At 40.6% G+C, this 1,516-nt stretch carries 1 protein-coding gene; it reads left to right on the forward strand.

Features of this window, described 5'->3' with window-relative positions; genetic code table 11:
* Positions 1-492 precede the first annotated feature (492 nt).
* Entirely contained in the window at positions 493-1,236 is a 744-nt protein-coding gene (locus tag F6K38_RS41695) for a glycosyltransferase family 2 protein (RefSeq protein WP_287360705.1), read from the forward strand.
* The last annotated feature ends 280 nt before the right edge of the window (positions 1,237-1,516 follow it).

Consider the following 1,516-nt stretch of genomic DNA (forward strand, 5'->3'; position numbering starts at 1 on the left):
CGTTTCAGTGATCGGGTTGTGTTGACGGTTTATGGTTGACGGTTTATGGTTGACGGTTTATGGTTGACGGTTTATGGTTGACGGTTTATGGTTGACGGTTTATGGTTGACGGTTTATGGTTGACGGTAAATCATCAAACCTGATGTGAGTCTCTCTTGAGGAAAACTCCGTGCCTATCTACGGTCACAAACCAGATCGGTGGAAAGCATCAGGAAAAAGGGTTAAAAACCCTGAACTTAATACTTAATAGGGGTGCATAGAAAACTATTGGCAGCATTTTCGTGATAGTTATAGCTGACGAAATGCTTGATTACTTTCAAGGTTCCAATAACGCCATGGCCACCTCACCCTAACATTAAAACTCCCGTTAATTTGACTCAATTAGTCCCGGTGCGCTTTCGCGCTTTCCGTTGGCGAATTAAATTCGCCACGGGTCGCACCGCAAATTAATGGGAGTTTTTTACCTTGTTTTTCTATCAATAAAGGTTAATCATGCTAGTTTTTGTAATTCCAGTCAAGAGTCGAAATATTTCCAAATCTTGGGAACATGTATCTAAATTATTTGAACGCTGTGTAAAATCAGTATGTAATCAAACATCATCGGAATTTAGAGTAATCGTTGTTTGTAATGAAAAGCCAGAGCTTACATTCAGTCATCCCCATATCATTTATATTCAGGTTGATTATTCTACTCCGAAAGAGCAAAACACCATAGCTAGAGGATTGACAGACAAAGGACGTAAGGTTTTGACAGGATTAACCTATGCTCGTCGATTTGACCCAACTCATGCTATGAATGTCGATGCCGATGATTGTGTTAGCAAACAATTAGCGGAATTTGTTAGGCAAAATCCTCAAGAAAATGGCTGGTTTATTAATAGAGGTTATAAGTATCGAGATGGGGAAGATTGTTTGTATTTAAAACGAAAACAATTCTATCGAATGTCGGGGACAGCTAACATTGTTAGATGGGATTTACTAGAGTTACCTGAAAAACCTGAATACAATCGGGGTTATGGCTACTACAAGTTTTATATTGATCATGAGAAAGTAAAAAGTATTCTTGCCAACAAGGGAACTCCTCTAAAACCATTACCCTTTTCCGGTAGTGTTTATATCCTTGGTACTGGTGAGAATATATCAGCAAATGAAGATAGATTATCCTTTAACATCTTCAATCGAAAGGCGTTGAGCACATCAATTTGTGATGAATTTGGCTTATACAAGCTGGCTTAACCATCGCGCAAACACCAACGGTGCGCTTTCCGCATCTAATTATTAAATTCGCGCGATTGTCGCGCCTCCTAGGGCGAGTAAATCGCCCTTGGGTCGCACCTTTCGGCAAAGCCGACGCGGGGCGCGTTCGGGTCGCACCGCTTTCAACTTGAACATGCCAAATTAAGAAATAATAACATCGATAGACAATGGGATGGTTCTGCCATGGTCAAAGGTCGGTCAAAATCTAAGTCATCAAAGAAAGGGAAAACGCCATCTGAGACCACAACCTTAAATCTCA

The organism is Moorena sp. SIO3B2 (genome assembly GCF_010692525.1).
In the GTDB taxonomy this organism is placed as follows: Bacteria; Cyanobacteriota; Cyanobacteriia; order Cyanobacteriales; family Coleofasciculaceae; genus Moorena; species Moorena producens.